General features: G+C 74.6%; 10 protein-coding genes and 1 rRNA gene. 4 read left to right on the forward strand and 7 right to left on the reverse strand.

Annotation, left to right across the window (positions count from 1 at the left end; translation table 11 throughout):
- Positions 1 to 83, forward strand: a 5S ribosomal RNA gene (rrf, locus tag ACWCYY_RS24470); the annotation flags it as partial.
- A 61-nt stretch (positions 84 to 144) separates the two neighbouring features.
- Here rrf and ACWCYY_RS24475 read toward each other — a convergent pair.
- The 6 genes from ACWCYY_RS24475 to ACWCYY_RS24500 form a co-directional block, all read right to left on the reverse strand.
- On the reverse strand, positions 145 to 759 hold the full coding sequence (locus ACWCYY_RS24475; RefSeq protein WP_345289998.1) for a hypothetical protein: 615 nt from the start codon (positions 757 to 759) through the stop codon (positions 145 to 147).
- Positions 760 to 862: 103 nt separating this feature from the next.
- Positions 863 to 2,173 (reverse strand): DUF58 domain-containing protein, encoded by a 1,311-nt coding sequence (locus ACWCYY_RS24480; protein WP_449797264.1) that lies wholly within the window; start codon positions 2,171 to 2,173, stop codon positions 863 to 865.
- A gap of 27 nt (positions 2,174 to 2,200) precedes the next feature.
- A complete protein-coding gene (locus tag ACWCYY_RS24485) occupies positions 2,201 to 3,229 on the reverse strand; it encodes an AAA family ATPase (RefSeq protein WP_449797265.1) in 1,029 nt (342 codons plus the stop codon).
- Positions 3,226 to 4,503, reverse strand: coding sequence for a DUF4350 domain-containing protein (locus tag ACWCYY_RS24490; RefSeq protein WP_449797266.1), 1,278 nt, complete (start codon positions 4,501 to 4,503; stop codon positions 3,226 to 3,228). Before ACWCYY_RS24490 ends, ACWCYY_RS24485 begins: the two co-directional genes overlap by 4 nt.
- Positions 4,500 to 5,162, reverse strand: coding sequence for a DUF4129 domain-containing protein (locus ACWCYY_RS24495; RefSeq protein WP_345289994.1), 663 nt, complete (start codon positions 5,160 to 5,162; stop codon positions 4,500 to 4,502). The genes ACWCYY_RS24490 and ACWCYY_RS24495 overlap by 4 nt, the downstream gene beginning before the upstream one ends.
- Positions 5,162 to 6,454, reverse strand: a complete 1,293-nt coding sequence (locus tag ACWCYY_RS24500; protein ID WP_449797267.1) for a hypothetical protein — start codon at positions 6,452 to 6,454, stop codon at positions 5,162 to 5,164. The genes ACWCYY_RS24495 and ACWCYY_RS24500 overlap by 1 nt, the downstream gene beginning before the upstream one ends.
- A gap of 205 nt (positions 6,455 to 6,659) precedes the next feature.
- Here ACWCYY_RS24500 and mtrA point away from each other — a divergent pair, with 205 nt between their 5' ends.
- Genes mtrA through ACWCYY_RS24515 form a run of 3 tightly spaced genes read left to right on the forward strand, consistent with a single transcriptional unit; the run spans position 6,660 to position 11,296 of the window.
- Complete coding sequence (gene mtrA, locus ACWCYY_RS24505; protein ID WP_104816374.1) at positions 6,660 to 7,337, forward strand: MtrAB system response regulator MtrA; 678 nt, start codon at positions 6,660 to 6,662, stop codon at positions 7,335 to 7,337.
- 1 nt (position 7,338) lies between these two features.
- Complete coding sequence (mtrB, locus tag ACWCYY_RS24510; RefSeq protein WP_380149639.1) at positions 7,339 to 9,465, forward strand: MtrAB system histidine kinase MtrB; 2,127 nt, start codon at positions 7,339 to 7,341, stop codon at positions 9,463 to 9,465.
- Entirely contained in the window at positions 9,443 to 11,296 is a 1,854-nt protein-coding gene (locus ACWCYY_RS24515; protein ID WP_449797268.1) for an LpqB family beta-propeller domain-containing protein, read from the forward strand. The genes mtrB and ACWCYY_RS24515 overlap by 23 nt, the downstream gene beginning before the upstream one ends.
- Here the strand turns inward: ACWCYY_RS24515 and ACWCYY_RS24520 are convergent.
- Entirely contained in the window at positions 11,284 to 11,976 is a 693-nt protein-coding gene (locus ACWCYY_RS24520; RefSeq protein WP_380149637.1) for a ComF family protein, read from the reverse strand. The two genes, ACWCYY_RS24515 and ACWCYY_RS24520, sit on opposite strands and share 13 nt — an antisense overlap.
- Between the last annotated feature and the right edge of the window lies 1 nt (position 11,977).

Here is an 11,977-nt window from a genome sequence, read left to right on the forward strand (position 1 = left end):
ACATTCCGAACCCGGAAGCTAAGCCTCACAGCGCCGATGGTACTGCAGGGGGGACCCTGTGGGAGAGTAGGACGCCGCCGAACAATCATTCAAGAAAGCCCTCGCCGGGAAACCGGCGGGGGCTTTCTGCATTTCCAAGCCCTTTCAGGGCAGCGGCGGGAGCGGTACCGGGGTGGTGGTCGAGGTGTTGCCGTTGACGTCGACGAGGTTCTGGGCCTTGGTGGGGTCCCTCAGGTCGACCGCGTTGACGAAGACGGTGTCGGAGGCTCGGTCGAGCAGGACCTGGCCGCTGTGGGCGTCCAGCAACTCGTCGATCTTCGGGTGGGACACCCAGGAGGGGGCCGACGGGAGGTGCGGCAGGAGGGAGGCGGGGACGGCGGTGCGGTCGACGTCCTTGGAGGTGGTGGGGTAGTGCTGGACCTGGGGGAACTCGGCCGGCTGTGCGGGGAGTTGGCCGATGATCTTCGCGACCTGACCCGGGGGGAGCTGGGCGACAGCGCAGTAGAAGAGGTCGGTCGGGCCGGGGATGGCGCGGTCGGGGGTGTAGTCGTTCGAGGAGATCTCGGTCCAGTGGGCCGAGAGGACCGGGCCGAGGCGGGCCAGGGCGCCACGGATGAAGGCCGGGTCGCTGACGGGCTCGGGCGCTTCGATGACCGAGTCGGTTGCCGAGGCGGTGTTCTTGTGGCCGGTGTCGCAGCCGACCAGGGCCAGGGATGACAGGCCGATGGTGCTGAGCAGGAGGAATTCCCTGCGCTTCATGTGGTGCTCCCCCGAAGGTTACTGATGACCGGTCAATTGGATCATCGAGGGAGCCGTGGCGGGATCCGCCGGAGGTACCGGGGGCGTACGCCTCAGGTAGGGCTCAGAGGCGGCCGGCGGCCTTGAGGGCGAGGTAGGTGTCGGCGAGGGCCGGGGGGAGGGCCGCGGGTGGGGCGTCGAGGACGGTGACGCCGCGGCGGGTGAGGAGGGTGGCGGTGCGGGCGCGGTCGGCGCGGGTCTGCTCGGCGGCTGCGGCGGCGTAGACGTCCTGGACGGTGCCGCGGGTGGTGGCGAGTTCGTCGAGGCGGGGGTCGGCGACGGAGGCGAGGACGAGCTCGTGGCGCTTGGCGAGGAGGGGGAGCTGGGGGAGCAGGCCCTCCTCGACGGGGCCGGCGTCGAGGCCGGTGATCAGGACGATCAGGGAGCGGTGGGGGGCCAGCCGGAGGGTGGCGGAGGTGAGGGCGCGCAGGTCGGTCTGGACCATGGCCGGCTGGAGGGTGGCCATCGCCTCGGTGAAGGCGGGGAGCACGTCGGAGGCCGAGCGGCCGACGACGGTGCGGCGCTTGTGGGAGTCGTGGGCGAGGAGGTCGACCCGGTCGCCGGCCTTGGTGGCCAGGGCGGCCAGCAGGAGGGCGGCGTCGAGGGCGGCGTCCAGGCGGGGGGCGTCGCCGACGCGGCCGGCGGAGGTGCGGCCGGTGTCGAGGACGATCAGGACGTGGCGGTCGCGTTCGGGGCGCCAGGTGCGGACGGCGACGGTGTGCCGGCGGGCGCTGGCGCGCCAGTCGATGGAGCGGACGTCGTCGCCGGGGAGGTACTCGCGCAGGGAGTCGAACTCGGTGCCCTGACCGCGGGTCAGGATCGAGGTGCGGCCGTCGAGTTCGCGCAGGCGGGCCAGGCGGGAGGGCAGGTGCTTGCGGCTGGCGAACGGGGGGAGGGCGCGGACCGTCCACGGCACCAGGTGGGAGCCCTGGCGGGCGGCCAGGCCGAGCGGGCCGTGGGAGCGGACGGTGACCCGGTGGGCGTGGTGGTCGCCGCGGCGGGTGGGGAGCAGGTGGGTGGTGATCCGGCGGCGCTCCCCCGCGGGGATGGTGAGGGCGTGCCGGGAGGCCTCGAAGGAGGTGCCGGGGCGCCAGGTGGAGGGCGGCCAGGCGTCGCGCAGACGGGCCCGCAGGGGGCGCCGGGAGGGGTTGGTGACGGACAGTTCGACCGTGGCCGGCTCGCCGAGGCGGACGGTGGTGTCGCCGGTGCGGGTGAGCACCAGGGACCGTACCGGGGCCGCCAGGGCGAGGTCGGCGAGGACGGCGAGCAGGAGCGGGCCCGTGACCGCGCCGATCCCGCCCCAGGAGGGCAGCAGGAGGCCCACGACCAGCGCGCCGAGCGCGGCGATGAGGGCGGTGCGGCCGGTCAGGGCCATGGGTGACGCTCCTTCGGGCAGTACGGGTCAGCGCGGGGCCGGGGTCTGGGCCAGGACGGCCTGGATGACGGAGTCGGCGGTGACGCCCTCCATCTCGGCCTCGGCCCGGAGCTGGACCCGGTGGCGCAGGGTGGGCAGGGCGAGGGCCTTGACGTCGTCGGGGGAGACGTAGTCGCGGCCGGCCAGCCAGGCCCAGGCGCGGGAGGCGTTGAGCAGGGCGGTGGCCCCGCGCGGGGAGACGCCGATGGAGAGCGACGGGGACTGCCGGGTGGCCCGGCAGAGGTCGACGATGTAGGCCAGCACCTCGGGGGAGACGGTGAGCTTGGCGATCTCGGCGCGGGCGGCGGTGATGTCGGCGGGGCCGGCCACCGGGCGCACGCCCGCGGCGGCGAGGTCGCGGGGGTCGAAGCCGGAAGCGTGCTTGGCGAGCACCTGGTACTCCTGGTCCCGGGTGGGGAGCGGGAGCACCAGCTTGAGCAGGAAGCGGTCGAGCTGGGCCTCGGGCAGCGGGTAGGTGCCCTCGTACTCGACCGGGTTCTGGGTGGCCGCGACCAGGAACGGGACGGGGAGCGCGCGGGGTTCGCCGTCGACGGTGACCTGGCGCTCCTCCATGGCCTCCAGCAGGGAGGCCTGGGTCTTCGGGGGAGTGCGGTTGATCTCGTCGGCCAGCAGCAGGTTGGTGAAGACGGGGCCGGGCTGGAAGGAGAACTCGGCGGTGCGGGCGTCGTAGACCAGGGAGCCGGTGACGTCGCCCGGCATCAGGTCGGGGGTGAACTGGATGCGCTTGGTCTCCAGGCTGAGGGCGGTGGAGAGGGTGCGGACCAGCAGGGTCTTGGCGACGCCGGGGACGCCCTCCAGCAGGACGTGGCCGCCGCAGAGCAGGGCGACGACCAGGCCGGTGACGGCGGCGTCCTGGCCGACCACGGCCTTGCCGATCTCGGCGCGCAGGGCGGTGAGCGCGGCCCGGGCGTCGGTGGCGGCGGCCGGGGCGGCCGAGAGGGTGGCACCGTCCTCGGGGGTCGGCTTGCTGAGGGAGGTGGTGGCCTGCTCGGTCACGGCTGTCGTACCTGCCTTTCCAGGGCGTCGAGGGCGTCGGTGAGCCGCAGCAGGGCGGCGTCGTCGGTGGGTGCGTCGCCGTACAGCAGCGCGTGGAGGTCGGCGGCGGGGCGGTCGAGGCGGTCGGCCAGGGCGGTGCACAGGGCGGTCGGGTCGGGTTCGCCGGTGTGCAGGGGGATGCCGAGGGCGGGGGCGGTGCGGTGGCGGGCGGCGCGGCGCAGGGCGTCGGCGGCCCGGCCGCGGGCCTTGGCGCGCTGGTAGAGCCGGGCCCGGCCCTCGGTGGTCTCGGCGGCCCGGACGACCACCGGCAGCTGCTCGGTGACCACCGGGCCGAGCCGGCGGGCGCGCCAGAGGGCGGCCAGGGCGGCGGCCACGGCGAGCTGCAGGGCGGCCCAGTTCCAGCCGGCCGGGATGTGGTCGGTGAGGCTCCTGGGCTGCTCGGCCTGCGGGCCGGAGTAGTCCGGGAGGTACCAGACCAGGTGGTGGCGGGAGCCGAGCAGGCCGAGGGCGAGCGAGGCGTTGCCCTCCTCGGCGAGCCGCTCGTTGGTGAGGAAGCGGCCGCTGCCGAGGACCACGGTCTCGCGGGAGCCCGGGTCGGTGTGGCGGACCAGGGCGGGGCGGCCGTTGGTGGGGTAGCAGCCGGTGTCGCCGGGGCCGGGCCGGTAGAGCAGGCCGCCGACCTCGGCGGTGCCGGCCCGGGCGGCCTCGGGCAGGGAGCAGCCGGGGGCGGTGGCGGTGGACTTGGTGAGGTGCGGCTCGCCGGAGGAGTCGTTGGCGGTGGTGATGCCCGGGGCGAGCTGGGTCAGGGTGTCGTTGTCGGGGCCGATCAGCACCAGGCGGCTGTCGCTGCCGCGCTTGCGGGCGGAGACCGGTCCGAGCTGACCGGGCGTCAGCGGGACGGTGAGGGGCAGCACCACGGTGGTGCCGGGAGCGGCCAGGGCTTCGGAGAGCTCGTCCTGGGTGGCGGCGGTGCGGACGTCGACGCCGCGCTGTTCGAGCAGGCGGACCACGGCCCGGGTGCCGTGCGGATCGGGGTCGCGCGGGTGGAGCGGGGGGTACTCGCGGTGGTCGTCCAGGCCGGTGACGAGCAGTCCGCCGACCAGGACGACGGCAGCGCCGAGCAGGAACCAGCGGCCGCGACGCCAGATCCGGCCCCAGCCGGGGAAGACCCGCAGTGCGGTGCCGACGGTCGGCGCGGGCCCCTCCGACGGTGCGTCAGGAGCGGTTGCCGGCGCGGCGGGTGCGGGGGCCGGGGCGGTGGTGTCGGTGCTCACGCGGTGCTCCCGGCGAGGGTCGGCCGGCTGGTGGTGACGGCCCGGTCGAGGTCGAGCAGGGCCTGGTAGGCGGCCGCGTCGGCGGTGTGCTCGCCGTAGACCACGTCGTCGAAGGTGCGGGCGGCGCGGCGCAGGGCCTCGGAGTGCTCGGGGAGCACCCGGCCGGCCTCGGCGGCGGCCTCGTCCGCGGTCCGGCCGGGGCGGACGTCGAGGAGCGTGCGCTCCTCCAAGCCGCGTATCAGGGCGCGCAGTTGCTCGCGCACGGCGTCGGCCCAGGCGCCCGCCGCCGCGTGGGCGGCGGCGGTCGCGCGGTGCTCGGCGGCGGTGGCCGGGCGGTCGGTGCCGAACAGGTCCGGGGCGGTGCTGCGGGCCGCCCGGCGCGGGGCGCCGAGACGCCACCACAGCAGCCCGGCCAGGACGGTCAGGACGACCAGGAAGAGCGCCACGGAGGTGATGCCGTGGGTGGCGATGCCGACGGCGCCGAAGGCCTTGTCGAGCTGCTCGACCACCCAGTTCCAGATCCGCTGCAGCAGGCTCGGATCGTGGTGGTGGTACGCCGGGTCGAGCCGTTCGATCCGGGCGGCGTCCCGGGCCGCGTCACGCTCCTCGGTGACCGGGACGCCGGCGGCCAGCGGGGCCCACTCCCCCCAGTTGGGCATCAGCTTCCCTGCGGTCCGGTCTGGTCGGGGGCGGTGTCGGCCGGGCCGGCGGCGGGTGACGGTGCGTCGGCGGGCGCGCTCGCGGCGCGGGCCAGCTCGATGTCCAGGCCCTCGCGGCGGATCCGGCGGTCGACGTACAGCAGCACGTTGATCGCGGCGACCAGCGGGATGGTGATGCAGGAGGCCAGGATGGCGCCGATCGAGAGGATCAGGATCAGCGACGGCGGGGTGGTGGCGCCGAACACGCCGAAGTCCGAGTTCGGGGTGAACTGGTCCTCGCCGAGCGTGGCCATGCCGATGACGGTGAACGGCAGCACGAAGACGGTGGCGATCAGTCCGGCGATGAACTGACCGAGGGCGGTGATGCCGAAGGTGCGCCACCAGGCGCCCTTGACGAGGCGTCGGGAGCGCGAGAGCGCGGTGAAGACGCCCTGCTTCTCCAGCATCAGGGCCGGGGCGGCCATGCTGAGCTGGACCATCAACCAGAGCATCACGGCCAGGCCGGCGAGCAGCGGCAGTACGGCGAGGCCGATCAGTGCGCCGTCGGCGTCGGCGACGGCGAGCACCAGCATCGGCGCCATGGCGACCAGGGCGATGCCGACCATGATCAGGGTGGTGATCACGGTGAGCCCGAAGAGCTTCAACAGCTGTGGCCGGGCGGCGGCCCAGGCGGCGCCGAGGGTGGCGCGCTGTCCGAGGATCGCCTTGCTGACCACCATGGTGAGCAGGCCGGAGGCGATGATGCCGAGCAGCATCGCGAACAGGTAGGCGGCGATGCTGAGGACGGCCGGGCCGATCGCGTCGGGCTGCTCGTAGCCCCACCACTCGGCGCCGGCGGTGAGCGACTGCTCGGCGACCGCGACGCCGAGGGAGAGGCCGATGGTGGAGCGCCAGTAGCGGCGCACGGTGGTGAAGGCACCGTCCAGCAGCTCGCCGACGGAGAGCGGGCGGAGCGGGATGACGCCGGGCTTCGGGCTCGGCGGCTGCCCCCAGCCCGGGGCGCCGCCCCACTGCTGACCGCCGCCCCAGCCGGGCTGCGGACCGTACGGGGGCTGCTGGCCCCAGCCGGGCTGCTGCCCGTGGGGGGCCTGCTGTCCGTACGGGGGCTGCTGGCCGTAGGCGCCGGCGTAGGGGCCCGGCGCGGGCGGCGGGACCGGCGGCGGCACGGGGCCGGCCTGCGGCGGGACGGGCGGGGCGGTGGCCGCGGCGGGAGCTGGAGCGTCCGACGTCCCGGCGTCCTCTCGGGGCGGCTCGGGTGAGCCGGGCGAGGCCCAGCCCGGAGTGTCGGTCATCACTGCTCCCGTCGAATCGGTACTCTGTGGCGCCCATCGTGCCACGGCACTGTTCGGCGCTCGCAGGGATATCCCGGCCCGGTCCTGGGCCCGGTCCTGGCGGGGGGCGAACTCTGCGACGATATGACTGACTTGGCGGGCACGAGCACGCCAGATTGGCACGGCTGTGCGGCAGGTCACAATCCGGTAATGAGAGGATGGACGCATGAAGGGACGTGTCCTCGTCGTCGATGACGACACCGCACTGGCCGAGATGTTGGGCATCGTGCTTCGTGGTGAGGGTTTTGAGCCGTTTTTCGTCGCGGACGGGGACAAGGCACTAGCCGCGTTCCGGGAGACCAAGCCTGATCTGGTCCTCCTCGATCTGATGCTGCCCGGGCGGGACGGGATCGACGTGTGCCGTCAGATCCGCTCCGAGTCCGGCGTGCCGATCGTGATGCTCACCGCGAAGACCGACACCGTCGACATCGTGGTCGGACTGGAGTCCGGCGCCGACGACTACGTCGTCAAGCCGTTCAAGCCCAAGGAACTGGTGGCCCGGGTCCGCGCCCGGCTGCGCCGCGCCGAGGAGCCGACGCCGGAGCAGCTGACGATCGGCGATCTGGTGATCGACGTGGCCGGTCACTCCGTGAAGCGGGAGGGCCGGGGCATCCCGCTGACCCCGCTGGAGTTCGACCTGCTGGTCGCGCTGGCCCGCAAGCCCTGGCAGGTGTTCACCCGCGAGGTGCTGCTGGAGCAGGTCTGGGGCTACCGGCACGCCGCCGACACCCGCTTGGTGAACGTGCACGTGCAGCGCCTGCGCTCGAAGATCGAGAAGGACCCGGAGCGTCCGGAGATCGTGGTCACCGTCCGCGGTGTCGGCTACAAGGCCGGGCCCAGCTGACGTGACGCAGCAAGCTGACGACTCCCCGTCGGGCACCGCCGCCGACGGGGAGTCCACCGTTCGCGGGGACGTGTTGAGCTCCACCACCACCGGTGGCCGCCGCCCCCGGCGCGGCCCGGTGGCACTCTTCGCGCTGGTGGCCCGTCAGTTCCGGCGTCCCTTCCACCGGGTGGTGGCGCTGTACCGGCGCTCCATCCAGGTGCGGGTGGTGGCCGCCACCCTGCTGCTCTCGCTCGCCGTGGTGCTGGTGCTGGGCGTGGTGGTGGTCGCCCAGGTCCGCACGGTGCTGCTGGACGCCAAGAAGCACTCGGCGCAGAACCAGGCCCGCGGCGGCTTCGAGATCGAGCAGGACAAGATCAACGACGCGATCAACCTGCAGGCCACGGTCGGTGCCAACACCGACCCGACCCGGGTGAAGACCAGCACCTGGCTGATCAAGCAGGTCTCCGACCTCGCCACCGGCGGCAGCGGGGTCTACTCGGTGATCGCCCTGGTGCCCAACAGCGACGAGGTGCAGAGCTCGTCCAGTGCCGCGCTGCGCGGCGCGTACGGCTCCGGCGAGATCCTGCCGGCCTCGATCTCGCCGGCCCTGCGCGCCCAGGTCGCCGCGAATCCCGGGCAGATGTTCGAGCAGACCGCCGAGGTGCAGCGGGCGACCGCGCCCGGGAAGGCTCCGAAGGAGGAGCCGGGCCTGATCATCGGTCAGCAGTTCCGGGGCCCGGACGGGACCACGCAGTACCAGCTGTACTACGTCTTCTCGTTCGCCCAGGAGACCAGCTCGCTCGGGCAGGTCACCGGCACGCTGGCGACCGCCGGGGTGTTCGTGGTGATGCTGCTCGGCGGCATCGCCTGGCTGGTGGTCCGTCAGGTGGTCACCCCGGTGCGGATGGTGGCCGGGATCTCGGAGCGGCTGGCCGCCGGGCACCTGGAAGAGCGGATGAAGGTCACCGGCTCCGACGACATCGCCCGGCTCGGCGAGTCCTTCAACCGGATGGCCAACGCGCTGCAGGCGCAGATCCGGCAGCTGGAGGAGCTCTCCCGGGTGCAGCGGCGGTTCGTCTCGGACGTCTCGCACGAGCTGCGCACCCCGCTGACCACCGTCCGGATGGCGGCGGACCTGATCTACGACAGCCGGGACGACCTGGACCCGATGGCGGCCCGCTCGGCGGAGCTGCTGCAGGGGCAGCTGGACCGCTTCGAGTCGCTGCTCGCCGACCTGCTGGAGATCAGCCGGTTCGACGCGGGCGCGGCGATCCTGGACGCCGAGCCGGTGGACCTGCGGGACATCGTCGGCCGGGTGGTCGAGGCGGCCGACCCGCTGGCGCAGGCCAAGGGCAGTGCGGTGATCATCCGGGGCGGCGAGGAGCCGGTGGTCGCCGAGGTGGACTCCCGGCGGATCGAGCGCATCCTGCGCAACCTGGTGGTCAACGCGCTGGAGCACGGCGAGGGCCGGGACGTGGTGATCCGGCTCGGTTCGGCCGAGGGCGCGGTCGCGGTCGGCGTCCGGGACTACGGCATCGGGCTCAAGCCCGGCGAGGCCTCCCGGGTGTTCCACCGCTTCTGGCGGGCCGACCCGTCCCGGGTGCGGACCACCGGCGGCACGGGCCTGGGCCTGTCGATCGCGGTCGAGGACGCGCACCTGCACGGCGGCTGGCTGCAGGCCTGGGGCGAGCCGGGCGGCGGCTCGCACTTCCGGCTCACCCTGCCGCGCACCCGCGGCGGGGAGATCAGCCGGGCGCCGTTCCGGCTGGAGCCGGAGGACTCCCGGCACAACCGGGGGCTGGCCAGCGCGGGCCCGTACCGGCGGGCCAGGCCGGCCGGGGCGACCGCGCTCACCTCGGCCGAGCAGACGGCGGAGGTCCCGGAGACGCCGGAGGGCCAGGCCACGGGCTTCGGCCCCGGGCTGGGCGGCGTGCTGAGCATCGGACCCGGGCTGGGCAAGACGCCGTCGGCCCCGGTGGCCGACCCCTCGGACGTCCGGGCCGCTTCGGCGGGGTACGGTGCGACCGGCGCACACGTGGTGGTGGACCGGTCGGCGGCCAGGCCGGCGGACGCGCCGTCGGCCGGCGCGGATGCCGGTGGGAGCGACTCGGAGGGGGAGCGGCGTGCGGAGGACGGACAGGACTGACCGGCGGCTGCTCCGCGCGCTCGGCGCGGTGCTCGCCCCGCTGGTGGCCGCGGGCTGCGTCTCGATGCCCTCGGACGGCTCGCCGGAGCGGGTCGGCAGCCCGGCGACCGCCGCTCCGGAGAACCTCCAGGTGCGGGTCTACCCGGCGCCTCCGCACCCCGGGGACGATCCGGAGAAGCTGCTCACCGGCTTCCTGGACGCGGCCAACGCCGACGAGGCGACCTACGCGACCGCCAAGCAGTACCTGACGGCGGCGGCGCTGCGGAAGTGGCAGCCGGAGACGCAGGTGGTGGTCCTGGGCTCGCAGGCCCGGTACACCGTCTCGCTGGCCGCGGGCTCCGACCGGGCCGAGGTCCAGGTGCAGGGCGGCCAGATAGCCGAGTTGGACCGGCACCGCACCTACCGGCCGACCCCGGGCACGTCGTCCAGCCAGACCTCCCCGTACGACCAGCGGTTCAAGCTGGTGCGGGAGACCGAGGGCAAGAACAAGGGCGAGTGGCGGATCGACGACCTGCCGGACGGGCTGATCACCGATCTGACCGAGTTCAAGAACGGCTACCGGGCGGTGCACCGCTACTTCCCGACCCGGGAGGACCCCTCGGCCGAACCGGGCCCGCAGGCGGTGCTGGTGCCCGACCCGATCTACGTGCGCCGCCGGGTGGACCCGCTCACCGCCGCCGCCCAGGCGCTGGCCGACGGACCGTCGGCCTGGCTCGCCAAGGGGGTCCGGACGGCCTTCGGCGAGCAGGTCGCGATCGTGGGCGCCGTCACCGTCAACGACTCCAACGCGGCCACCGTGAAGGTGGACGTGCCGGACCTCGGCGCCGAGCCGGGGCGCTGCGGCGAGATGGCCGCGCAGCTCTTCCACACCCTGTCCGACGTCCAGGGCAAGCGGCTGACCCTGCTGACCCTGAACGGGCAGAAGGGCACCTGCCAGGCCGTCGGCGACACCGTGCTGCGCGCGCCGGGCGCGCTGGCTGGCGGGGTGTTCGGGACCAGGCAGTACTACCTGGACCAGGCGAAGGGCCAGCTGATGCAGACCGCGGACTCCGACGGGAGGGGCACTCCGGTCCCGGGCGAGCTGGGGGCGGAGAACGGATCCCTCCGCCCGAGCGGCTTCGCGGTCCGACGGGACGGCGTGGCGGCGGCCGCGATCGGGGCGGACGGCCACGAGCTGTTCCTGGTCGACCTGGCCGCCAACAGCACCAAGGGGGAGCGCGTGCACCGGAGCGGTGGCGTGCTGAGCTCGCCGAGCTGGGACGGCTGGAACAACCTCTGGCTGGTGGACCCGGCAGCCGACTCCGGGGTGGTCATGGTGCGCGGCCGGACGGTGGTGCCGGTCCACGTCGGAGGGCTGGGCGGCGGGAAGGTCCAGTCGCTGCGGGTCTCCTCGGACGGCACCCGGATCGCCCTGGTGGTGAACGAGGGCGGCAAGACCACGCTCAGGCTCGGCATGGTCCTGCACACCGGGAGCCAGACCAGGCCGGGGGCCGAGGTGGTGGGCCTGCGGGCGGTGGCCTCGGTGCTGAGCGAGGTGGTCTCGGTGGCCTGGGCCGACACGGACCAGCTGCTGGTGCTCGGCAAGGAGCAGGACAAGCTCCAGCAGCTGCACTACTTCGGCACCGACGGATCGGTCAGCGCGGACGTGCCGCTCCAGGGCGGTGACTCGATGACCTCGGTCTCGGCGACCGAGGCGCGGAACACCGGCAGCAAGGAGCTGCTGCCGCCGGTGCTGGCCACCTCCGCCGACCAGGTCTACCGGCTGTCGGGCAGTCAGTGGGTCGAGCTGGCATCGGGCCTGAAGGGCCGTCAGTTCTCCTACCCGGGCTGACCGGTGGCCCGCTGGGCGGCGGCCACGGTGGCGGCGGCGCGGGGTGGGTGGCCGAGGGCGGTGAGGGCGCGGGCGGCTTCGGCGAGAGAGGCTCCGGTGGTCACCAGGTCGTCCACCAGCACGGCCTGACGGCCCGCCAGCAGGCGGGCGGCGCCCGGGCGGGCGGTGAGCGCGCCGTGCAGGTTGGCGTGCCGCTGGGCGGCCGTCAGGCCCGCCTGGTCGGCCACCGCGCGGCGGTGGCGCAGCAGGTGCGCGGCCCGGACGGGGTGGCCCCGCCGGCGCAGCTCGCGGGCGGCGGCCCGGGCCAGGCGCAGCGTCGGGTCGTGGCCGCGGGCGCGGGTGGCGGCCCGGGTGGAGGGCACGGGCACCAGCAGGGCCGGGCCGGGGCCCAGCAGGGGGAGCACCGCGGCGGCCAGGGCGCGGCCGAGCGGGGCGGCCAGGCGCAGGGCCCCGCGCTCCTTGTGGGCGAGCAGCAGTTGGCGGACCGGGTCGGCGTAGCGGGTGGCGGCGTGCACCGGGGGCAGGCCGGCCGGGCACGGGTGCGGGGTGGCCGGGCCGGGGCGGGCGGTGTCCAGGGCGGCGCGGCAGCCGGGGCAGAGCGGGGTGCGGCCGGTGCGGCAGCCGGCGCAGCGGGCGGGCAGCAGGAGGTCGGCCAGTTCGAACAGGGCGTGGGCGGTCATG

The sequence above is a fragment of the Kitasatospora sp. NPDC001664 genome (assembly GCF_053596675.1).